The sequence below is a fragment of the Sphingomonas epibiotica genome, from assembly GCF_039615155.1.
Lineage (GTDB): Bacteria > Pseudomonadota > Alphaproteobacteria > Sphingomonadales > Sphingomonadaceae > Sphingomonas.
Genome location: NZ_JBDGHY010000009.1, coordinates 33,050 through 52,761, shown reverse-complemented (window position 1 = coordinate 52,761; position 19,712 = coordinate 33,050). Strand labels below are relative to the sequence as shown.

The window sequence follows — 19,712 nt, the reverse complement described above, 5'->3', positions numbered from 1 at the left end:
CATGCTGCACTTCGAACTCGTGACCCCCGAAAAGCTGGTGCGGTCGGAATCGGTCTACATGGTCACCGTACCGGGCACCGAAGGCGACTTCGGCGTGCTGGAGGGCCATGCGCCGTTCATGTCGACGATCCGCGACGGCGACCTGCTGGTCCAGCGGAGCGAAAAGGGCGAGGCCGAGCGGATCGCGATCCGTGGCGGGTTCGCCGAGGTAACGCCAAAGGGGCTGACGATCCTGGCCGAACAGGCCGGCTGATCGACCATTCTTTGCGTTCCACGAGACGCCGCGCCGGACCGAGGTTCGGCGCGGCGTTTTTGTTTCGGGACAGGTAGGTGTTCCCGTTACCCCCGAACTTGATCGAGACCTCTGCGAACGTCGCTCCTTGTACCCCGGCGAAGGCCGGGGCCCAGTTGGGAAGGTTTCGCCGTATCTCACTAACGTCGCCCAACTGGACCCCGGCCTTCGCCGGGGTACGGAAGGCTTCAGGCAATCACGCGACTTTCTCGGAGATCTCGATCAAGTCCGGGGTGATGTCGGAAGGGGGAAGCGCAACCACGTCACCCTACCCATGCGGATGCGCATTCCGATACACGTCCAACAGATGCGCCGCATCGACCGCCGTGTAGATTTGCGTCGAGGACAGGCTCGCATGCCCCAGCAGCGCCTGTAGCGAGCGCAGATCGGCGCCGCGCCCGAGCAGATGGGTAGCAAAGCTGTGGCGCAGCGCATGCGGCGTGGTGCGGTCGCCCAGTCCCAGCCGCGCCCGCGCCGCGCGGACCGACCGGCGGATCACGCCGGCCGACAATGGGCCACCCTTGGCCCCGCGAAACAACGGCGCATCGCGCGCCGTGCCCCAGGGTTGCTGCGCGACATAGGCGTCGATCGCGGCGCGGACCGGGGGCAGCAACGGCACCACCCGGGTCTTGTCGCGCTTGCCGGTGACCATGATCGTCTCGCCCAGCGGCAGGATCGCTCCGGTCAGCGACAGTGCCTCGCCAATGCGCAGGCCTGCGCCATAGAGCAACAACAACACCGCCCAGTCGCGCGCGCCGATCCATGGTTCGGCGGCCTCGTCGGCGACGTCCTCGGCCAGCGCGACTGCTTCGTCGGGGGATATCGGCCGGGGTATGCCCTTGCCAGTGCGCGGGCCGCGCAGGCGGGGCGCGTCGATGCCGAGGAAATCGAGAAACGCCCGAACCGCCGACAATTCGCGCGCGGCAGCGGCATTGCCCAGCCCGTCTTCACGGCGATGTGCGAGAAAGGCACGCAGGTCGGCGGCAGCGACGTCCGCCATCCGCCGGGCGTCGACCGCCCCGCCCCAATGTTTTTGCAGAAACGCGATCAGCCGCTCGGCGGTCGCGGCATAGGCGCGCACGGTGTGCGCCGATCGCCGCCGGTCGCGCGACAGATGCGTCGCGAAAACGAGCGGCAGGGGCTGCGTCAGTTCGTCCATCGCAGCCCCCGCGTCAATCAGCCGATCGTCTGGCCCGACTTGGCCCAGTCGGCCATGAAGCCTTCGATCCCCTTGTCGGTCAGCGGATGCTTCACCAGCGCGCGGATGACCGAGGGCGGCGCGGTCATCACGTCCGCACCGAGCTTGGCCGATTCGAGGACATGGACCGGGTGGCGGACGCTGGCGACGAGGATTTCGGTGCCGAAATCGTAATTGTCGTAGATCAGCCGGATATCGCTGATGAGGCCCATGCCGTCGAAGCCGATATCGTCGTGCCGACCCACGAAGGGCGAGACGAAGGTCGCGCCGGCCTTTGCCGCCAGCAGCGCCTGATTGGCGGAGAAGCACAGGGTGACGTTGACCATCGTGCCGTCGTCGGTCAGCGCCTTGCAGGTCTTCAGGCCATCGATCGTCAACGGCACCTTCACCGCGACATTGTCGGCCAGTTTGCGCAGGATTTCGGCCTCGCGCATCATCCCCGCATGGTCGAGTGCCACGACCTCGGCCGAAACCGGCCCCGGCGTGATCGAGCAGATTTCGCGCACGACTTCGAGGAAATCGCGGCCCGATTTGTGGATCAGCGACGGGTTGGTGGTGACGCCGTCGAGCAGGCCGGTTTCGGCCAGTTCGCGAATGTCGTTGGTATCGGCGGTATCGACGAAGAATTTCATGGGACTCGGGTTCCTGCGCGGGCCGTGAAGGAGATGCCGCCCCATCGCTCATCGACGCGGCGGGGGCAAGATCACGGGCCTTTTCCTGCGCGCGCCGATCCATTATCTGCGCGCGCATGACCGCGCCGCAACCCGAATGGGCCCCCCACGCCGCCGTATGGATCGGCTATCCCAGCCATGCCGAACTATGGCTGGAAGACCTTGATCCCGCCCGTGACGAAGTCGTCGCCTTTGCGAGGGCCGTCCATGCCGAGGGACGCGGCGAGACGGTGATCCTCGTCGCCGCGACGGTCGAGGCGGCCGACGACGCGCGCGCGCGCGCCCCCTTTGCCGAAGTGACGATGGAGCCGTTCGGCGACATCTGGCTGCGCGACACCGGCCCGATCATCGGCGGCGACGGCACCGCGCACCGGTTCGGCTTTAACGGCTGGGGCGGCAAGTACGACCTGCCCGGCGACGACGATATCGGCCTGCGCCTCGCGCGCGGGCGGGACATGGCGGTCGCCGAACATGACTGGATCGTCGAGGGCGGCGCGATCGACGGCGACGGCACCGGGCTGGTGGTGACGACCGAGCAATGTCTGCTGAACCCCAATCGCAACACCGGCTTCTTCAAGACGGCGGCGGAAACGCGGCTGCGCGAGGATCTGGGGTATGACCGTGTCCTGTGGCTGGGCGACGGGCTGCTCAACGACCATACCGATGGCCATGTCGACAACCTCGCCCGCTTCGTCGGCCCGAACCGGCTGGCGATCCCGCAGGCGGCGGAGAACGATCCGAATTGGCGCATCTATCAGGATGCGGCGGCGCGGGCGAAGGCGTTCGGCGTCGAGGTCGTGCTGGTCCCCTCCCCCGGTCGTGTGCTGTCGCCGGACGAGGAGATCATCCCGGGCAGCCATATGAACTTCTATATCGGCAATGCGACGGTGGTCGTGCCGCTGTACGGCACCGGCACCGACGATGCAGCCATCGCGGCCTTCGCCGAGATTTTCCCGGATCGCGAGGTCGTGGGACTGCGCGCCGATCACATCCTGACCGGCGGCGGCAGTTTCCACTGCATCAGCCAGCAGATTCCGGCGGCTTGATCGCATTCGTCGTCCGCGCCGCGCTGTCGGGGTTGATCGTCGCGGCGGTCGCGCTGATCGCAAGGCGTAGTCCGGCGGCGGGGGCGCTGGTCGCGTCGCTGCCGCTGGTGTCGCTGCTCGGCATGATCTGGCTGTGGCGCGACACCGGCGACGTGATGCGGCTGGCCGATCATGCGGAGGCGACCTTCTGGTATGTGCTGCCCTCGCTGCCGATGTTCCTGATCGTGCCCGCACTGCTGCGGCATGGCATCCCCTTCTGGTGGGCGTTGCTCGCGGGTTGCGGTGTCACGATCCTGCTGTATCTGGCCACTATCCCCGTCGCCGCCCGCTTCGGCGTAACGCTGTAGGACTGTTCATGACCGAGATCACCGTCGCCGCGCTCCAGCTCGGCTTCTCGACCGATATCGACCGCAACATCGCCAATGTCTCGCGACTGGTCCGCGAGGCGGCAGCACGGGGGGCGCAGGTCATCCTGCCGCCCGAATTGTTCGAAGGCGAATATTTCTGCCGCGTCGAGGACGAAGGGCTGTTCGCAAATGCCAAGCCGGTCGCCGAGCACAAGGCGGTGCTGGCGATGCAGGCGCTTGCCGCCGAGTTGAAGGTGCATATCCCGACCAGCTTCTTCGAAGCCGATGGCCCGCATCATTACAACAGCCTTGCGATGATCGACCCCGATGGCCGCATCCAGGGCGTGTATCGCAAGAGCCATATCCCCGATGGCCCCGGCTATGAGGAAAAATTCTATTTCCGCCCCGGCAATACCGGGTTCAAGGTGTGGGACGGCCCGGCGAAGCTAGGCGTCGGCGTCTGCTGGGACCAATGGTATCCCGAAACCGCGCGCGCGCTGATGCTGATGGGTGCGGAAGTGCTTTTCTATCCGACCGCGATCGGCAGCGAGCCGCACGACACCAGCCTCGACACCGCGCGGCTGTGGCGCCGCGCGATGGTCGGCCATGCCGTGTCGAACGTCGTGCCGGTGGTCGCCGCCAACCGCGTGGGCGTCGAACATGGCCAGACCTTCTACGGCACCTCGTTCATCGTCGATGAGCGGGGTGACGTGCTGGCCGAACTCGACCGCGAGGAAGAGGGCGTCATCACCGCGACGCTCGACCTCGATCGGGTGAAGCGCCACCGCGCCGCCTTCGGCTTCTTCCGCGACCGCCGGCCGGAGCTGTACGGGCGGCTGGTACAGGACGTCTAACGGAAATCCGGCGCGCGCCGCTCCATGCCGGCGCGGACCGCCTCGACCTGATTGGCGGTGCCGAGCAGTGCGATCTGTTCGGCGCTTTCGGCGGCGAGGATCGTCGCCGCATCGGCATCGTCGGCAAGGTTGGCGAGGCGCTTGGCCGCGCGGACCGCGTCGGGGCTGCGTCCGGCGATGCCGTGGGCGATTGCCATCGCCGTATCGACCGGATGGTCGGCGATGCGCGTCACGAACCCCGCCGCCTGCGCCTCGACCGCGTCGAACTCGCGCGCGGTGAAGGCCAGTTCGCGCAAGACGTCGCCCCGCACGTCACGCCACAGCGCGAAGCCGGCCATGTCCGCGACCAGTCCCCATTTCGCCTCGAGGATCGCGAACCGGGTATCGGGCGCGGCGATCCGCACATCGGCCCCCGCCATGATCTGCAATCCGCCGCCGAACGCCAGCCCGTGGACCGCCGCGATCACCGGCATCGGCAGCGTCCGCCAGCCCCATGCCACCTGCTGCACCCGGTTCGCCAGCCCGTGCATCCGCGTCGCGAGGTCGAGGCCCGCCGCCCCCGCCGCCATGCTCGTCATGTCCAGCCCGGCGCAAAAGGCCCGCCCCTCCCCCGACAGGACGACGCAACGCGCCGGGGACGTGCGCAGCGTTCCGATTGTGTCGATCAGCGCGTCGAACATCGCCGGATCGATCGCGTTCATCTTGTCGGCGCGGGTCAGGCGGACCTCCGCCACCCCGTCCGCGATCGTGGTCGTCACCCGCATCCGTCCCCCTCAACTTCCCCCTTTTCAACCGGCCAGAGCGGCGTAGCATGGGGGCAGCCGGACGATACCGGCAGGGGAGAGGAGAGGAAAGATGCGTCCATGGTGGTTGGCCCTGGCGGTGGTGGCGACTCCGGTCGTCGCGCAGGATACCGGTTCGGGCGATATCTATGGCACCGCGCTCAGCAACGGCTGGGAGAATCGCAGTACCGCTACGGTCGAGCTGTCGACTGAAGTCCAGGGGTCGCAGCGCAAGCCGATCTGGGTCGAGGCTGGCCCCTATCAGGCGCTGTCGCTCTACCATGCGCCGTTCGACACCACGCCGTACAAGTCGGTGGCGATGCTGATCCAGGGCATGGACGGCGGCGCGCAGCAATTGCGAATCGTCGCGGTGGTCGATGGCAAGCCGCTGGAGGCACAGGCCTATCCGGTGACCTTGCCCGCCAGTGGCTGGAAGAAGGTCGAACTGCCGCTCGCGAAGATCGGTGCCGACAAGAAGCGGATCGATGGCCTGCTGGTGCAGAACGCGACCGACAAGGCGATCGCACCCTTCGTCGTCACCGAGATCGCACTGCACTGACATATGGAGCAGCGACATAGGGTAGGCGGTGCCCAAACCGTTCGTCCTGAGTAGCCACTGAGCTTGTCGAAGGGGCGTATCGAAGGATCGTGCAAACTGCTTCGATACGGGTCTTCGACTTCGCTCAGCCCCTACTCAGCACGAACGGTCGCGGAGGTTGATGGTCGCTTCAACCCGCTGCCGATCCGTTCTACAAGAACCGGCGATGACTGGCTTTCCGCTCCCGCCCGGCTTCGATCCGGCCCGCTTCTTTTCGGCGCGGGTCGGCGGCCATGGGGCGCGGCTGGGAATTGGCTACCAGTCGCATGGCGCGGACTGGTGCGAATTGCTGCTGCCGTTCCGACCCGGCCTGATCGGCGATCCGGCGCGCGGCGTGCTCGCGTCGGGGCCGATCCTGACGCTGATGGACATGGCGACCAGCGTCGGCGTGTGGCTGAAGCGCGGTGCGTTCCTGCCGCATGCGACGCTCGACCTGCGGCTCGATTATCTCCGCCCGGCGACCCCGGAGCGGACGGTGGTCGGGCGCGGCGAATGCTACCGTGTCGCGCGGCAGGTGGCGTTCGTGCGCGGCATCGCCCATGATGGCGATCCGGGCGATCCGGTGGCGCATGTCGCCGGCACCTTCATGCTGCTGGACGCCGCATGACCCTGCCGCCCTATGCCGAACTGCTCGGGCTGACGCTCGACACCGACGATGCCGGGCATCCGATCGTGGCGATGGGGTTTGCCGACGACCTGCTCGGCCGCCCCGGCTTCGTCCATGGCGGTGCGATCGGTGGCATGCTGGAGATGGCGGCTTGGGTCGCGCTGCGCCATGCGCTGGGCACGGACGAAGCGACGATCAAGCCGATCAACGTCACCATCGATTATATGCGCGGCGGGCGCGAGCGGACGATCTGGGCGGCGGGCAGCGTCACCCGGCTGGGCGCGCGTATCGCCAATGTGACCGCGACCGCGTGGCAGGACGATCGCGACCGGCCGATCGCGGCGGCACGGCTGAACTATCTGCTACGGCGCTGAACCCGGCCGGATATTTTCAAGACCTGCGATAGTTGTGCGACATTCGGGACGTAGCAACCCTCGACCGCGACAATGCGGCTTGGGTTTCAAAAGGGTTTCGCATGGCGCGGTGGACATTGGCGGTTTTGGCATTGGGGACGGCACCGGCGGCGCTGGCGGCACAGACTGCCCAGACCGCCCCGGTAGCGGGGACCACCCAGACTCCGGCAGCCCAGGCGCCGGCAGCACCGCAGCCGGGTGAAGCGACCGATCCGGCGGGTGCCGGCGGCACCGAGATCGAAAGCGAAGCCGAAGAGATCGTCGTAACCGGCCGCCCGCCCCCCGGATCGGTGCCTGGTGACATCAAGCCCGAACTGCAATTGTCACCGGCCGATATCCGATCGTACGGCGTCAGCTCGGTCGCCGAACTGGTCGCCGAACTTGCCCCGCAGCTGCAATCGGTGCGCGGCGGGCAGCCGGTGTTCCTGGTCAACGGCCGGCGATCGGCGGGCTTTCAGGAAATCCGTGACCTGCCGACCGAGGCGATCCTGCGCGTCGACATCCTGCCTGAGGAAGTCGCGCTGAAATATGGCTATCGTTCGGACCAGAAGGTCATCAACTTCGTCCTGCGCCCGCGTTTCCGCAGCTATACCGGCGAGTTGCAGGGCAGCGTGCCGACCGATGGCGGATCGAGCAATGTCGAGGTCGAGGGCGGGCTGGTCCGCATCGACCGCGACAAGCGCTTCAACCTGAACCTGCAGGCGGAAACAACCAGCAACCTGCTGGAAAGCGAACGCGGCATCATCCCGAACACGTCCGGCACGCCATACGACCTGATCGGCAACGTCACCGGCACCACCAACGGCGCGGCGATCGATCCGGCGTTGAGCGCGCTGGCCGGCACCCGGGTCACCGTCGCGGCGGTGCCCGACGGCACGCCGACGCTGGCCGGGTTCGCTGCCGGGGCCAACGCGCCGCGCGTCACCGACACCACGCCGTACCGCACGCTGTCGGGCGCGGTCGATCGCTTCTCCGCCAATGGCGTCTATGCGCGCAGCATCTTTGGCAACGTCGCGGCGACGGTGACCGGGCGGATCGAGCATAACCGCACCGAATCGCTGCTCGGCCTGCCCGCCATTTCGCTGACACTGCCCGGCAACACCCCCTTCTCGCCCTTTGCCAGCGACGTGATCGTGCGCCGCTATGCCGAGGCGAGCCCGCTGGTCCAGAATGGCGAGACGACCACCGCCAATCTGGGCTTTGCGCTCAACGGCGATATCGGCCGCTGGCGCTGGACGGTGAACGGCAATTACGACCGGATCGAAACCAGCACCCGGACCGAACGCGGCGTCGACGTGACCGATATCCAGGCGGCCGTCCGTGCCGGCACGTTCAGCCCGTTCGGCGACCTCGGCAACCTGATCCGCACCACCGATCGCGCGAAGTCGGTGTCGAGCATCGCCGGCATCAACGGCCTCGTCGCCGGATCGCCCTTCTCGCTACCCGCCGGTGATGCCAACACCAGCATCCGCATCGCCGGCACAACCAGCGATTTCAGCAGCAATTCGGTCCGCGCCGATGAGGCCAGCGCCGCCGATCTGGGCCGCGACAGCGGATCAGTACGCGCCAATATCGACCTGCCGATCGCCAATGCCTCGCGCGAAGTCCTCTCGGCGCTCGGGCGGCTGTCGCTGAACGGCAATGCCGAGGTCGAACAATTGTCGGACTTCGGCACGCTCACCTCCTATGGCTACGGCCTCAACTGGCAGCCGATCACGCCGCTGCGCATCCTTGCGTCGGTCAGCCACGAACAGAATGCGCCGTCGCAACAGCAGCTCGGCAACCCGCTGATCACCACGCCCTTCGTCCGCCGCTTTGACTATGTGCTGGGGCAGACGGTCGACGTGACCTCGATCAGCGGCGGCAATCCCGACCTGGTGCAGAGCGACAGCCGGGTGCTGAAGCTGGGCGTCAATCTGAAGCCGTGGAGCGAGCGCGATATCTCGTTCCAGTTCGACTACACCAACAACCATACCGACAACCCGATCCGCACCTTCCCGACGATCACCGCCGAGATCCAGGACGCCTTCCCCGACCGCTTCACCCGCGATCCGGCGACCCGGGTGCTGACCCGCGTCGACAACCGTCCGGTGAATTTCGCGCGCGCGGACAGCAGCGTGCTGCGCTACGGCATCAACTTCGCCAAGCGGATCACCACCGCGCGGTCGCGTGCGGCGGAGGCGGCGCGGCAGGCCTTCATGGAACGGCGTCGCGCCGAACGCGAAGCTGCGGAAGCTGCCGGCACGCCGCCGCCCCCGCCCGGCGAAGGTCGCGGTCCCGGCGCCGGCCGAGGTCCCGGGGGCGGCGGCGGCGGCGGTGGACGCGGGTTCGGCGGGGGTGGCGGCGGCGGCGGCGGCCGGCTGTGGTTCGGCGTGTATCACAGCGTGAACCTGACCGACACGATCGTGATCCGCGACGGGCTGCCGCAACTGAACCTGCTAGATGGCGACGCGGTCGACGACAATGGCGGGACACCGCGCCACCAGATCGATTTCAATGGCGGCTATGTCCGCGACGGACTGGGCGCGCGCGTCACCGTCAACTGGCGATCGGCGACCGAGGTCAATGGCGGCGCCAGCGGCACCGGCCAGACGCTGAATTTCGGCGGGCTGGCGCGCGTCGGGCTGCGCTCATGGATCGAACTCGGGCAACAGCCGGGGCTGGTGCGCGACAATCGCTGGCTGCGCGGCGCGCGAATCAGTCTGGGCGTCGACAATCTGTTCAATGCGCGGCAGCGGGTCACCGACGCCAATGGCGTCGTACCGATCAACTATCAGCCCGGCTATCTCGATCCGACGGGGCGGGTCGTTCGCCTGACCTTCCGCAAACTGTTCTTCTGACCCGGCCGATCAGTGCGCTTCCGAACGCTCCTCGCCGGAGCGTTCGGCACCGGGGCGCGGCACGTCGGCGCGCCCGGGTGCGTCGCTGTCGGTGCTGGCCATGCGGCGGCCGCCGAACCCCGCCGTTTCCTGATACAGCAGGGTGATGGCGACGCGGCGGTTGCGCGGGTCGAACGGGTCCTTGGCCACCATCGGCTCACGATCGGCCACGCCCTCGATCCGTTCGAAGCGGCGTTCGCCGACCCCCGCCAGCGCGAGACGGCGGCGCGTCGCTTCCGCCCGGCCCGAGGAGAGCATCCAGTTGTTCATCGTTTCGCGCCGGCCATAGGCGACCGAGTCGGTGTGCCCCCGGATCATGATCGTGTTGGGCAGGTCCTTCACCGTATCGGCGATCAGCGCCATCAGCTTCGACGCTTCCGGGGCGAGCGCCGTGGTGCCCAGCGCGAACATCGAATAATCGGCATTGTCGACCAGGTCGATGCGGACCCCGTCATGCGTCGGCACGATGCGGACGTTTTTGGCCAGCTTGCGCAGTTCGAGGCTCGACTCCAGCTTCTGCCGCAACTCGCGCTTGATCCGCTCGAACGCCTTGCGATCGGCCTCGGCCATCTCCGCCTTGTTCTTCAACCGGCCCTTCTCGCCCGATCCGACCTGTGCGCCGCCATTGGCGTCGACCGGGATGGTCAGCGAGCGTGTGCCCGTCTGCGCGGCGCGGTGGGGATAGCTGTCCTTGTCGACGATCGATTCGCCGCCGAACAGCCCGTTCGATCCCGCCGACCCCGCCTTCACCTCGACCAAAGACGGCGTGAAATAATCGGCCAGCCCCTTGCGCTGCTTCTCGGTCGTGGCGCCGAGCAGCCACATCAGCAGGAAGAACGCCATCATCGCCGTCACGAAGTCGGCATAGGCGACCTTCCACGCACCGCCGTGATGGCCGCCATGGCCCTCGGCGATGATCTTCTTGACGATGATGACGGGGGGCGGCTGGTTATTGCCGTGCGGTGCCTTCGCCATCGGATCAGCGTCCGCGCAGGCCGTCGAAGACTTCGGCGAATCCGGGCTGGTTGTGGTGCGGAATGCCCGACCGTGCCGCCTCGATCACCAGCGGCTGCGGATGGCCGTGGAGCGAGGCGATGATGATCTGCTTGACGGTGTGATAGATGGCGGCGTCGGCGTCGATCACCTGCTGCAACCGTCCGGCAAGCGGCCCGACCAGACCATAAGCCAGCAGAATGCCGAGGAAGGTGCCGACCAGCGCCGAACCGATCATGCCGCCCAGGATCGACGGCGGCTTGTCGATCGAACCCATGGTCTTCACCACGCCGAGCACCGCCGCGACGATGCCGAGCGCGGGCAGCGCGTCGGCCAGGCCCTGCAGCGTCGCCTGCGGCCCTTGTTCCTCATGGTGATGGGTCTTGATGGCGTTATCCATGACCTCCTCGACCGCATGCACGTCGAGCGTACCCGACGACACGACGACGAGGCGCAACGTATCGGCAATTAAATTGACCAACGTGTGATCTTTCATCAACCGCGGATACTCCCCAAACACCGACGAGGATTTCGGATCCTCGACATGCGGTTCGAGCGCGATCGGACCCTCGGCCCGCAGCATCTTCATCAGCTTCGACACGAGGAAGATCGCGTCGAGATAGTCCTGCTTCTTGTACTTCGGTCCTTTCAGGACCTTCATGAAGCCGCCGCCCATGCCCTTCAGCTCGCGGCCCGAATTGCCGATGATGAGCGCCCCGACCGCCGCGCCGCCGATGATGAGCATTTCGTGCGGGAGCGCGTGCAGCACGGGGCCGAGGTCGCCGCCGGTAAAGGCGAACCCACCGAACACCATGGCGATGAGAACGACGAAGCCGATGGCGGGAAACATATGGCGCTTGCCCCTGGGTTACGAACCGTTGCGGCGCTTTCCGCGTCGCATCACCCGTCCCTTTTCGCCGATAGACGTCGAGAAATCGTTACCGCGCGCCAATTTACCAACAAACCTGGCGGCCAGCGTCACTTCAGATAGTTAAACAACGACATGCCCGCCAATTTGGAAATGCTGGCCTGGGTCGCACTCAAAATCGTCAGCGTCTTCTGAAATTCGACCATCGTCGTCGAAATATCGGTATCTTCGAGCGCGCTGCGCGCTTCCTCGCGGTCGATGCCGATATTATCGAGCTGGCTCGATTCGATTTCCAGCCTTGCCGCGCGTGCGCCGTTGGCGGCACGCGCCGACGTCACCTGCGCTTCGGCGGTATCGAGCTTGCCGAGCGCGGTATTGATCTTGGTGGTATATTCCTTGCGCGCGGCGTCGACGTCGAAGGGGGCGGCGTCGGGATCGACCGCCGGGGCGTCGGGATCGACCGGTACCGTCGGGTCGACCACAGGCGCTTCGGTCGGCATCTCCATCGCCGCCTTCAGATCGTCGATCAGCGCGAAGATATCGACGCCGCCATTGGCACCGCTGAACACCCGGCTGCCGTCGATGCCGACCTGCATCTGGCTCGCATCGCCGATACGGACGTTCGCGACCGATGCGTTGCCGGTATAGGTGATCGCGCCGGTCGTATCGTCTTTCGTGAAGGCGACGTCGCCGGTTCCGCCGAACACCGGATGGTTGCGCACGTCGCGACTGTTGGCGATCGCCAATAGTCCTTCGCGGATTTGGTCGAGTTCGTTGGCGATCGCGACCTTATCCTCGGCATTGAGCGTATCGGTGCCGGCCCGCACGGTCAGCTCGCGCACGCGCACCAGCCGTTCGTCGACATTGCCGAGCGCGGTATCCGCCTGTGCCAGCAGACCGCGCGACAAGGTGATGTTGGAGCGGAAGGCGTTCGAATCCGCCTCCTCCTTCTTGATGCCGCCCAGCATCATCCACGACGCCGAATCCTGCGACGCGACCTTCAGATGCTTCTGCGTCGACAATTCGGTATTCAACCGGTTGAGGTCGGCATTCAGCCGCGTCATCTGGTTCGTCGCGCGATTGTAGAAGTTGGCCGTGGAAATCTGCATGGCTGGTCCTATCGGATCGCGAACAGCGTATCGAAGGTCTCGCGCGCGACCTGGATCACGCGGCTCGACGCCTGATAGGCCTGCTGGAAGCGCATTAGGTTCACCGCCTCCTGGTCGAGGTTCACGCCCGCCGACGAATCGCGTGCGTCGACCGCCGAATCGCGGATCGCGCCCTGCGCCTCGGCGATAGTCTTGCGCGCATTGAGCGCCGACCCGTTGCTCGATTGCAGCGCGACGACGCGCTGTTCGAACAGGCCGTTGCGACGCGCATCGAACAGGTTGGACAGGTTGCCGCTGTCGCGCGGCCCCTCGCCCGGCGTCGCCGCCGCGATCTTGGCAGGATCGCCCAGCGTGCGGGTGACGCGGCCGGTCGGCTCCATCGCGAACATCGCAGCGCCCGCCTCGCCGTTCAGATCCTCGCCGAGGGCAAAGGCGCCGTTGACGTCGAGGACGAAATCGCTGGCGACATCGACCACTTCCTTGCGCATGTCGCTGATCCGCTTGGCACCGTCGACCATGCCGGCCAGCGAACCTCCACGCGGGATCAGGATGGTTTCGGTACCGCCACGCATCGTCGTGAACACCGGCGCGCCGTCCTCGTCGCGTTCGAACCGGACGGTCGATGCCTCGATCCCATGGACCAGCAGCGGACCATCGGCGCCGCCCGCACGCACCGTCACCCGACCGGTCGTATCGAAGTTGACGTCGATATCGGTCATCTCGCTCATTTCGTCGAGCATCCGGTCGCGCTGGTCGAGCAGCTGCGCCTCGCCCGCCGATCCCTTCGACACGCGCGACAGGCCGTCGTTGATGCGCGCCAGCACCGCCGCGTTGTTGCTGAGCTTGCTCACCGCATTATCGGCGTTGAGGGCGAGATTGGCGGCGGTTTCGTCGAGCGCGCCGATCGTGCCCGAAAATGCCTGGGCGACGCTTTCCGCCGCTTCCAGCATCGACCGGCGCGGCGCGTCGGCCGACGGATCGGCGGACAAAGTGGTCGCGCTGTTGAAGAAGGCGGTCATGCGATCGGTCAGCGCGCGGCTGGTCAGCGCGTCCTCGATCCGCGCCATCCACACAATGCCGCCGTCGCTGCGCGATACGTCGGAGTTCGACTGGCGAACCTCCTGCGAGCGGTAGATATCTGCCGAACGCGCGACCCCGGTCACGGTCACGCCGCTGCCGGTGATCTGCCGCGACGAACCTACGCCGACCTCGGCAAGCGACGTCGTCCGCCGAACGTACCCGGTGGTGCCGGCGTTCGCGATATTGTCCGACGTCGTGGTCAGGGCCGACTGATAGGCCCTGACTCCGCTTGCCCCGATCGACAGCAGGTCGCTCATCCGCTCTTCCCTTCACCCGGGTTAACGGCCGATTCGGTCCGGGCTTGAGCGGGATTATTGGCATCGGTCCCGTTAACCATCTGTGACCGAGCCAGAAACTCGGTCATCGCCTTGCCGATTCCAAGCGGGGTGGACACCGACATATTCTCGGCGACCTTCTGATCCCACATGTCGCGGAACTGGCCGGCGGCCTTGTTGTCGAACAGCGTGTCGGCCAGCTTCGCCTGCCGCATCGATTTGAGCATCATGCCGGTGAAGACCGATTCGAACCGCTCCCCGGCGGCCTTCAGATTGTCCTTGTTGCCGATGCGGCTGGTGTCGACCCCGATGCCGGTCGTCGCGCCGATCACGCTCACAGCACCACCAGCTCGGCCTTGAGCGCACCCGATTCCTTCAGCGCCTCGAGGATCGCGACCAGATCGGCGGGCGATGCGCCGATGGCGTTGATCGCCTTCACCACATCGGCGAGCTTCGGCCCGGGCGCGAGCACGAACATCGGCTTGACCTCCTGCTCGATGGTCACGCCGCTCTTCTGCTCGACCGCGGTCTGACCCTGGCTGAAGGGAGCGGGCTGGCTGACGCGCTGATTCTCGTCGATCTTCACGGTCAGCTTGCCATGCGTCACGGCCGAGGGCGCGACGCGGACGGCCGAGTTGATGACGACCGTACCGGTGCGGGCGTTGACGATGACGCGCGCGGCGGTCTCGGCCGGATCGACCGAGAGGTTCTCGACCTCGCTCATCAGCATGGCGCGGGTGTCGGCACCGGGCGCGGCACGCAGCGCGACCGATACCGCGTCGATCGCGGTCGCGGTACCGGCACCGAAGCGGCGGTTGATCGCGCCGGCGACATTCTGTGCGGTGGTGAAATCGGCCTGCGCCAGATTGAAGGTGAGCGTCGGCGCGGTGGCGAAACCGGTATCGACCATGCGCTCGACTGTCGCCCCTTCGGGAATACGGCCGGTCGAGGGGATGTTGACGACGATCTTCGACCCGTCGGCACCCTCGGCCCCCAGACCGCCGACCGCGAGATTGCCCTGCGCCATGGCGTAGATCTGGCCATCGGCCCCGAGCAGCGGCGTCATGATCAGGGCGCCGCCGCGCAACGACTTGGCCTTGCCCATCGAAGCGACCGTCACGTCGAGCCGCTGGCCGGGCTTGGCGAAGGGCGGCAATTCGGCGGTGATGAGAACGACTGCCGCGTTCTTGAGGCCGGGATTGGCACCGGGTGGCAGTTGCAGCCCCATGCGCGAAGCGATCGCCTTCACCGACTGCACGGTATATTCGAGATTGTCGTCGCCGGTGCCGGGCAGGCCGACGACGATGCCGTAGCCGGTCAGCTGGTTCGACCGGATACCCTGAAAGCGACCGAGGTCCTTGACCCGCTCCGCCGAGGCGGGCGCAATCATCAGGACGGCGGCGAGGATGGCGAGCAGGAAGCGCATGGGCGGAACCTAGAACGGGCTGACGACCTGGAAGAAGCGGCTGAGCCACCCCTGCCGGCTGGCGCGGGCGACATCGCCCTTGCCGGTGTAAGAAATGCGGGCATCGGCGACGCGGGTCGACGGCACGCGGTTGTTCGCATCGACATCGGCGGTGCGGACGATGCCCTTGATCGCGACGACCTCGTCCCCGCGGCTGAGCGTCACGCGCTTCTGCCCCTGCACCAGCATCGTGCCATTGGGATAGACTTCGGCGACGGTGACCGAGAGTTCGCCCGACAGCGCGTTGGTCTGATCTGCCGATCCGGTGCCGCCGAAATTGCGGCCGCCCGATGCCTTGGCGATGTTCGGGTCGAACGACAGCGGCCCGACCGAGGGCGGCGTGATCGAGAAGCCACCATTGCTGTCGAGCTTCGATCCCGCCGATTTCGACGCGCTGGTACGCTCGACCAGGGTGATGGTCAGCGGATCACCGACCTTGCGCGCGCGCCATCCTTCGTAGAGCGCCGCATAGCCCTGTTCGACCTGGAAGATCGCGCCGGTGGCGACGACGGGCATGACCGGCGCGGCGGCCGGCGTCGCGGCGTAGGATTCGCGCGGCGCCTTCCGGCCGAACAGCGGGCGGGCGTCGGCAGGCATCGCCGCCAGTACCACCACGGCGAACGCGACGGCGCGTGCGGCGTCAGATGTTCTGATTGACATATTTTAGCATTTCGTCGGTGGCCGAGATCATCTTCGAATTGACCTCATAGGCGCGCTGCGTCTCGATCATGTCGACGAGTTCCTCGACGACGTTGACGTTCGAGCTTTCGAGCATGCCCTGCCGGATGCGGGCGCGCCCTTCGAGGCCGGCGACGCCGAGCTGCGGCGCGCCCGATGCGGCGGTTTCGGTCAGGAAATTGTCACCGGCCGGCATCAGTCCGGCCGGGTTGGCGAACAATGCCACCGGAATCTGTCCGATCGCCGTCGCTTCGGTCTGGTTGGGAATGGTCGCGCTGACGGTGCCGTCATTGCCGATGGTGATCGACGTCGCGCCTTCGGGCAGGGTGATGCCCGGCATCACCTGATAGCCTTCGGTCGTAACCAACAGCCCTTCGGCCGAACGGGTGAAGTTGCCGGCGCGGGTATAGCCGAGCTGACCGCCGGGCATCTGCACCTGGAAATAGCCGTCACCCTCCATCGCCATGTCGAGCGCGTTGCCGGTCGTGGCGAGCGAGCCCTGCGTCTGGATGCTGGCCGTACCCTGGATACGGACGCCGGTGCCAAGGTTGAGGCCGGTCGCATAGCGCGATTCCTGCGTCGAGGCGGCGCCCTGTGCGGTGATGATCTGGTAGCTCATCGCCTCGAACGACGCACGGTCGCGCTTGAACCCGGTCGTGTTGACGTTCGCCAGGTTGTTCGAGATGACGCGCATCCGCGTATCCTGGGCGTCCAGCCCGGTGCGCGCGATATGCAGTGCGGCGTTTGCCATGTCCTGTTCCCCTTAACTCTGGACGCGCATCAGGTTGGCGGAGGATTCATCCATCTCCTTCGCCTGCTTGAGCATGCCTGCCTGCACTTCGTACGACCGCTGGTTCTCGATCATGTCGACCAGCGCCTGCGTCATGTTGACGTTCGATTGTTCGAGCGCACCGCCACGCACCTTCGCGGTCATGTCGCCCGGCAGGACGCCGCCGCCGCGGACGTGCAGCAGATTGTCGATGCCCTTGACCGTGTCGCTGCCCGCGGTGCTGACCAGCTTGATCTGGCCGACCTCCTGATCGGGCGTGCCGGGGGGTGACCCCTGCGGCACGACCATCACCCGGCCATCGGCGGTGATGTTGATCGACTGGGCCGGCGGTATCGTGATCGGACCGCCGACGCCCATGACCGGCAAGCGATCGCCGGTCTCCAGCGTGCCGGCGGCAGTAATTTGCAGGTCGCCTCGGCGGGTATAGGCTTCGGTGCCGTCGGGGCCCTGGACCGCGATCCATGCGTCACCCTCTACCGCGATGTCGAGCGGACGGCCGGTGGCGAGGATCGCGCCCGCCCGGCGGTCCATGTCACGCACTTCCTCCGACGAAGGCGAGCGCGATTCGAGTTCGCCGTTCTTGCCCTTCAGCAACAACTGCTCGAAATCGACCTTGTCCGCGCGGTAGCCGATCGTCGATCCGTTCGCGATGTTGTTCGCGATCGTCGCCTGCGACGCCATGTGCCCGCGCAGTCCCGACATCGCAGTGTAGACCAGCCGGTCCATCGAAGCCTCCGTGTTATGACCCCTGCTTCACAGCAAGGGCCATGCCAGTTCCATCAGGCGCGCAGGTCGAGGATCGAGCGCGTGATCTGGTTCGAGGTGTCGAGCGCCTTCGAATTCGCCTGGAAATTGCGCTGTGCGGCGATCAGCCCGACCAGTTCCTCGGTGATGTCGACGTTCGACCCTTCGATCATGCCCGACATCAGCGAGCCCGCACCGTTCTCGCCCGAGCTGGCGAAGGTCGGATCGCCCGACAGGCCTGTCGCCTGCCAGTTGCTGTTGCCCATCTGGCGCAGGCCCGACGCGTTCGAGAAGTTGACGATTGCGACCTGTCCGAGCGGCTTGGTATCGCCGTTCGAATAGCTGGCGGTTACGATACCCTTTTCGTTGATCGTCACGCCCTGCAGGCGGCCGACCTCGACACCGTCCTGAAGCTGTTGTGCGACCTTGAACGGCTTGGTCGTCGAGACCGTGGTCGTTGGGATGGTCAGCTTGATCTGCTGCTGCGCGATGCCGCTGGCGGGCATGAACGAGTTGAAATCTTGCTCGACCGCCGTGGCGAGTTCGCCGGCCGCGTTGAACTCGACCGTCACCGACGGCGTCTTGTCGGTCCCGGCCGTCATCGCCTGGTCACCGACGAAGCTATATGCCTTCCACGTGCTCGAAAGGTTCGTCGCATTGCTATCCGGGGCGGTGGTGCGCACCATGTACGTCGTCATCGTCATCGGATTGCCGGCGCCGTCATAGACGGTGGTCGAAACCGCTTCGTTGTAGCTGCTCGAGTCGAAACGGCTGAACGGGGTGGTCGATGGCACGACCGATCGGGCGTTCATGTTCATGCCAAGCGTGACTTCGTCGGTGCCCTTGGGCTTGCCCGAGGTGCCGTTGAGCACGAGGTCGGTCAGCGACGCGCGCGTCGTGGCGATGACGTTGCCGTTGCCGTCGACCGGATAGACCTGCAGCCGCGCGCCCTGCGCATCGGTGACGAACTGGTTCGCATCGACGCGCAGCGAACCGTTGCGGGTGAAGGCCAGGCCCTGCTTGTTGGGATCGGGCTTCAGTGCGAAGAAGCCGTCACCGGCGATCGCGATGTCGAGCGACGAGGACGACTGGACGAGATTGCCTTCGCCGAACTGCTGGCGATTGCCCTTCACCACCGTACCCGAACCGACCATCTGCGTCGGCGCGACGGCAAGGTTCGACGCGATCACGTCGGCGAATTCAGCGCGGCTCTTCTTGAAACCGGTGGTGCCGACGTTGGCAAGGTTGTGCGAGATCGACGCCATGTCGACCTGCGACGCCTTGAGACCGGAAAGCGAGGTATAGAAGGACATGCTAGGCTCCTGCGGGAATTCTTGAGAAAGGGGTTCAGGCGATCTTGCGGACGGTGTCGGCCGCGACCTGCGCGCCGTTCGACAGCGTCAGCGTCGGCTTGCCGCCATTGGGCATCACCGAGGACACGCCCGCCCAGGCGAGGTTGCGTGCCTTGACCACGACGCCGGTCGAATCCGACGCGGCGACCGAGATGGTGTAGGGGCCGGTGCCGGCGGGAAGGCCGCTGTCGGTCGTGCCGTCCCATTGATAGTCGACCATGCCCTTGGGCTGCGCGCCCATCGACACGGTGCGCGCGATCGCGCCGCTGGCGTCGCGGATTTCGAGATCGACCTTGGCGGCATCGCCGTCGAGCTCGACCGCGCCGTTGACGTTGCCGTTGTTGTCGGCGCTGGCAGTCGGGCTGTCGGTCAGCACCGCCTTGCCGATCCACGACACGGCGTCGCTGGTGCCGTTGCCGCCCAGCTTCGCCGCCAGCGTCTTCAGCGTCGAGCTCATTTCGGTGATGCCCGACAGCGACGAGAACTGCGCCATCTGCGCGACCATCTGGCCGTTGTCGGTCGGGTTGAACGGATCCTGATATTGCAGCTGCGCGGTCATCAGGCGGAGGAAATCGTCCTGGCCCAGCGAGCGCTGACCCAGCTTCGACTTCGCCGCCGCCTGGTTCGTTGCGCTTAGCTGCGGCAGGTTCTGGACAGACGTAGTGGCCATG

Annotated in this window: 22 protein-coding genes; 8 read left to right on the top strand and 14 right to left on the bottom strand. The window is 66.4% G+C overall.

Going from position 1 to position 19,712, the window contains the following annotated elements; all coding sequences use genetic code 11:
* Nucleotide 1 precedes the first annotated feature (1 nt).
* Nucleotides 2–253, top strand: a complete 252-nt coding sequence (locus AAIO73_RS17125) for an ATP synthase F1 subunit epsilon (protein ID WP_242119168.1) — start codon at nucleotides 2–4, stop codon at nucleotides 251–253.
* A gap of 307 nt (nucleotides 254–560) precedes the next feature.
* Here AAIO73_RS17125 and AAIO73_RS17120 read toward each other — a convergent pair whose 3' ends face one another.
* Together AAIO73_RS17120 and fsa are read right to left on the bottom strand one after the other, a co-directional pair.
* Nucleotides 561–1,451, bottom strand: coding sequence for a tyrosine recombinase XerC (locus tag AAIO73_RS17120; RefSeq protein WP_345879624.1), 891 nt, complete (start codon nucleotides 1,449–1,451; stop codon nucleotides 561–563).
* A gap of 17 nt (nucleotides 1,452–1,468) precedes the next feature.
* Nucleotides 1,469–2,122, bottom strand: a complete 654-nt coding sequence (fsa, locus tag AAIO73_RS17115; protein ID WP_242119163.1) for a fructose-6-phosphate aldolase — start codon at nucleotides 2,120–2,122, stop codon at nucleotides 1,469–1,471.
* Between the two features lie 116 nt (nucleotides 2,123–2,238).
* Between fsa and AAIO73_RS17110 the strand changes: the two genes are divergently transcribed.
* Genes AAIO73_RS17110 through aguB form a run of 3 tightly spaced genes read left to right on the top strand, consistent with a single transcriptional unit; the run spans nucleotide 2,239 to nucleotide 4,408 of the window.
* Nucleotides 2,239–3,207 (top strand): agmatine deiminase family protein, encoded by a 969-nt coding sequence (locus AAIO73_RS17110; protein ID WP_345879622.1) that lies wholly within the window; start codon nucleotides 2,239–2,241, stop codon nucleotides 3,205–3,207.
* Entirely contained in the window at nucleotides 3,204–3,554 is a 351-nt protein-coding gene (locus AAIO73_RS17105) for a DUF3147 family protein (RefSeq protein ID WP_345879620.1), read from the top strand. The genes AAIO73_RS17110 and AAIO73_RS17105 overlap by 4 nt, the downstream gene beginning before the upstream one ends.
* Before the next feature lie 8 nt (nucleotides 3,555–3,562).
* Nucleotides 3,563–4,408: an N-carbamoylputrescine amidase gene (gene aguB / locus AAIO73_RS17100; RefSeq protein ID WP_345879618.1), complete on the top strand. Its 846-nt coding sequence runs from the start codon at nucleotides 3,563–3,565 to the stop codon at nucleotides 4,406–4,408.
* Here aguB and AAIO73_RS17095 read toward each other — a convergent pair.
* Complete coding sequence (locus tag AAIO73_RS17095; protein ID WP_345879616.1) at nucleotides 4,405–5,172, bottom strand: crotonase/enoyl-CoA hydratase family protein; 768 nt, start codon at nucleotides 5,170–5,172, stop codon at nucleotides 4,405–4,407. The genes aguB and AAIO73_RS17095 overlap by 4 nt on opposite strands.
* A 91-nt stretch (nucleotides 5,173–5,263) precedes the next feature.
* Here AAIO73_RS17095 and AAIO73_RS17090 point away from each other — a divergent pair, with 91 nt between their 5' ends.
* The 4 genes from AAIO73_RS17090 (at nucleotide 5,264) to AAIO73_RS17075 (ending at nucleotide 9,648) form a co-directional block, all read left to right on the top strand.
* Complete coding sequence (locus AAIO73_RS17090) at nucleotides 5,264–5,749, top strand: hypothetical protein (RefSeq protein ID WP_345879615.1); 486 nt, start codon at nucleotides 5,264–5,266, stop codon at nucleotides 5,747–5,749.
* Between the two features lie 205 nt (nucleotides 5,750–5,954).
* Nucleotides 5,955–6,395, top strand: coding sequence for a PaaI family thioesterase (locus tag AAIO73_RS17085; RefSeq protein WP_345879613.1), 441 nt, complete (start codon nucleotides 5,955–5,957; stop codon nucleotides 6,393–6,395).
* Complete coding sequence (locus AAIO73_RS17080) at nucleotides 6,392–6,769, top strand: PaaI family thioesterase (RefSeq protein ID WP_345879611.1); 378 nt, start codon at nucleotides 6,392–6,394, stop codon at nucleotides 6,767–6,769. The genes AAIO73_RS17085 and AAIO73_RS17080 overlap by 4 nt, the downstream gene beginning before the upstream one ends.
* A 101-nt stretch (nucleotides 6,770–6,870) precedes the next feature.
* Nucleotides 6,871–9,648, top strand: coding sequence for a TonB-dependent receptor (locus AAIO73_RS17075; RefSeq protein WP_345879610.1), 2,778 nt, complete (start codon nucleotides 6,871–6,873; stop codon nucleotides 9,646–9,648).
* A gap of 9 nt (nucleotides 9,649–9,657) precedes the next feature.
* Here the strand turns inward: AAIO73_RS17075 and AAIO73_RS17070 are convergent, their stop codons facing one another.
* The 11 genes from AAIO73_RS17070 to AAIO73_RS17020 all read right to left on the bottom strand — a co-directional run bounded on the left by AAIO73_RS17070 (nucleotide 9,658) and on the right by AAIO73_RS17020 (nucleotide 19,711).
* Nucleotides 9,658–10,662 (bottom strand): flagellar motor protein MotB, encoded by a 1,005-nt coding sequence (locus AAIO73_RS17070; RefSeq protein ID WP_345879608.1) that lies wholly within the window; start codon nucleotides 10,660–10,662, stop codon nucleotides 9,658–9,660.
* Between the two features lie 4 nt (nucleotides 10,663–10,666).
* Entirely contained in the window at nucleotides 10,667–11,530 is an 864-nt protein-coding gene (gene motA / locus AAIO73_RS17065; RefSeq protein ID WP_345879607.1) for a flagellar motor stator protein MotA, read from the bottom strand.
* A 128-nt stretch (nucleotides 11,531–11,658) separates the two neighbouring features.
* Nucleotides 11,659–12,657 (bottom strand): flagellar hook-associated protein FlgL, encoded by a 999-nt coding sequence (gene flgL, locus AAIO73_RS17060; protein WP_345879605.1) that lies wholly within the window; start codon nucleotides 12,655–12,657, stop codon nucleotides 11,659–11,661.
* An 8-nt stretch (nucleotides 12,658–12,665) separates the two neighbouring features.
* Nucleotides 12,666–13,994 carry a flagellar hook-associated protein FlgK gene (gene flgK, locus AAIO73_RS17055; protein ID WP_345879604.1) on the bottom strand — a complete coding sequence of 443 codons (1,329 nt, stop codon included), beginning with the start codon at nucleotides 13,992–13,994 and terminating at the stop codon, nucleotides 12,666–12,668.
* Nucleotides 13,991–14,350 carry a rod-binding protein gene (locus tag AAIO73_RS17050; RefSeq protein WP_345879603.1) on the bottom strand — a complete coding sequence of 120 codons (360 nt, stop codon included), beginning with the start codon at nucleotides 14,348–14,350 and terminating at the stop codon, nucleotides 13,991–13,993. Before AAIO73_RS17050 ends, flgK begins: the two co-directional genes overlap by 4 nt.
* On the bottom strand, nucleotides 14,347–15,438 hold the full coding sequence (locus AAIO73_RS17045; protein WP_242119131.1) for a flagellar basal body P-ring protein FlgI: 1,092 nt from the start codon (nucleotides 15,436–15,438) through the stop codon (nucleotides 14,347–14,349). Before AAIO73_RS17045 ends, AAIO73_RS17050 begins: the two co-directional genes overlap by 4 nt.
* A gap of 9 nt (nucleotides 15,439–15,447) precedes the next feature.
* Nucleotides 15,448–16,137: a flagellar basal body L-ring protein FlgH gene (locus tag AAIO73_RS17040; RefSeq protein ID WP_345879602.1), complete on the bottom strand. Its 690-nt coding sequence runs from the start codon at nucleotides 16,135–16,137 to the stop codon at nucleotides 15,448–15,450.
* Nucleotides 16,118–16,906 carry a flagellar basal-body rod protein FlgG gene (flgG, locus tag AAIO73_RS17035; RefSeq protein ID WP_345879601.1) on the bottom strand — a complete coding sequence of 263 codons (789 nt, stop codon included), beginning with the start codon at nucleotides 16,904–16,906 and terminating at the stop codon, nucleotides 16,118–16,120. Before flgG ends, AAIO73_RS17040 begins: the two co-directional genes overlap by 20 nt.
* 12 nt (nucleotides 16,907–16,918) lie before the next feature.
* A complete protein-coding gene (locus AAIO73_RS17030) occupies nucleotides 16,919–17,671 on the bottom strand; it encodes a flagellar basal-body rod protein FlgF (RefSeq protein ID WP_345879599.1) in 753 nt (250 codons plus the stop codon).
* A 53-nt stretch (nucleotides 17,672–17,724) separates the two neighbouring features.
* A complete protein-coding gene (locus tag AAIO73_RS17025; protein WP_345879598.1) occupies nucleotides 17,725–19,002 on the bottom strand; it encodes a flagellar hook protein FlgE in 1,278 nt (425 codons plus the stop codon).
* Between the two features lie 34 nt (nucleotides 19,003–19,036).
* Nucleotides 19,037–19,711 carry a flagellar hook assembly protein FlgD gene (locus AAIO73_RS17020; RefSeq protein ID WP_345879596.1) on the bottom strand — a complete coding sequence of 225 codons (675 nt, stop codon included), beginning with the start codon at nucleotides 19,709–19,711 and terminating at the stop codon, nucleotides 19,037–19,039.
* Nucleotide 19,712: the final 1 nt, after the last annotated feature.

Coding starts and splice junctions, on each gene's coding strand:
- AAIO73_RS17095 (WP_345879616.1), bottom strand. CDS start 5,172: ATGCGGGTGACGACCACGATCGCGGACGGGGTGGCGGAGGTCCGCCTG.
- AAIO73_RS17120 (WP_345879624.1), bottom strand. CDS start 1,451: ATGGACGAACTGACGCAGCCCCTGCCGCTCGTTTTCGCGACGCATCTG.
- AAIO73_RS17075 (WP_345879610.1), top strand. CDS start 6,871: ATGGCGCGGTGGACATTGGCGGTTTTGGCATTGGGGACGGCACCGGCG.
- AAIO73_RS17110 (WP_345879622.1), top strand. CDS start 2,239: ATGACCGCGCCGCAACCCGAATGGGCCCCCCACGCCGCCGTATGGATC.
- AAIO73_RS17045 (WP_242119131.1), bottom strand. CDS start 15,438: ATGCGCTTCCTGCTCGCCATCCTCGCCGCCGTCCTGATGATTGCGCCC.
- flgL (WP_345879605.1), bottom strand. CDS start 12,657: ATGCAGATTTCCACGGCCAACTTCTACAATCGCGCGACGAACCAGATG.
- AAIO73_RS17020 (WP_345879596.1), bottom strand. CDS start 19,711: ATGGCCACTACGTCTGTCCAGAACCTGCCGCAGCTAAGCGCAACGAAC.
- fsa (WP_242119163.1), bottom strand. CDS start 2,122: ATGAAATTCTTCGTCGATACCGCCGATACCAACGACATTCGCGAACTG.
- AAIO73_RS17040 (WP_345879602.1), bottom strand. CDS start 16,137: ATGTCAATCAGAACATCTGACGCCGCACGCGCCGTCGCGTTCGCCGTG.
- flgG (WP_345879601.1), bottom strand. CDS start 16,906: ATGGCAAACGCCGCACTGCATATCGCGCGCACCGGGCTGGACGCCCAG.
- AAIO73_RS17125 (WP_242119168.1), top strand. CDS start 2: ATGCTGCACTTCGAACTCGTGACCCCCGAAAAGCTGGTGCGGTCGGAA.
- aguB (WP_345879618.1), top strand. CDS start 3,563: ATGACCGAGATCACCGTCGCCGCGCTCCAGCTCGGCTTCTCGACCGAT.
- AAIO73_RS17030 (WP_345879599.1), bottom strand. CDS start 17,671: ATGGACCGGCTGGTCTACACTGCGATGTCGGGACTGCGCGGGCACATG.
- AAIO73_RS17070 (WP_345879608.1), bottom strand. CDS start 10,662: ATGGCGAAGGCACCGCACGGCAATAACCAGCCGCCCCCCGTCATCATC.
- flgK (WP_345879604.1), bottom strand. CDS start 13,994: ATGAGCGACCTGCTGTCGATCGGGGCAAGCGGAGTCAGGGCCTATCAG.
- AAIO73_RS17080 (WP_345879611.1), top strand. CDS start 6,392: ATGACCCTGCCGCCCTATGCCGAACTGCTCGGGCTGACGCTCGACACC.
- motA (WP_345879607.1), bottom strand. CDS start 11,530: ATGTTTCCCGCCATCGGCTTCGTCGTTCTCATCGCCATGGTGTTCGGT.
- AAIO73_RS17090 (WP_345879615.1), top strand. CDS start 5,264: ATGCGTCCATGGTGGTTGGCCCTGGCGGTGGTGGCGACTCCGGTCGTC.
- AAIO73_RS17025 (WP_345879598.1), bottom strand. CDS start 19,002: ATGTCCTTCTATACCTCGCTTTCCGGTCTCAAGGCGTCGCAGGTCGAC.
- AAIO73_RS17085 (WP_345879613.1), top strand. CDS start 5,955: ATGACTGGCTTTCCGCTCCCGCCCGGCTTCGATCCGGCCCGCTTCTTT.